Consider the following 263-nt stretch of genomic DNA (forward strand, 5'->3'; position numbering starts at 1 on the left):
GGACGATGTACCGGGCAAATGGCGCGGTAACATGGCGTCTTCGATGACAGCATCCGGCGATCTGATGACGGGCAAATCTCCTGCAAAAACGACGAAAGCAACGATAGCAGCATCCGCAAGCGCCGGTCGCCAGCGCCCGGCGCCGACATCGCGCAAGGCGGCGGCGCGTCACCGTCTCACCTATCTGGTCGGCAGCCTGGACCGCATTTTGCGCCGCAAGATGACGGAAGCACTCGCACCGTTGGGTCTGACTCTTGCACAAT

Annotated in this window: 1 pseudogene; it reads left to right on the forward strand. The window is 61.6% G+C overall.

From position 1 onward, the window contains the following. Nucleotides 1-43: 43 nt before the first annotated feature. Nucleotides 44-263 (forward strand): annotated as a pseudogene (locus tag SB771_RS35080) (hypothetical protein); the annotation flags it as partial.

It is taken from the genome of Burkholderia sp. SIMBA_051 (assembly GCF_046534915.1).
GTDB lineage: Bacteria > Pseudomonadota > Gammaproteobacteria > Burkholderiales > Burkholderiaceae > Burkholderia > Burkholderia ambifaria.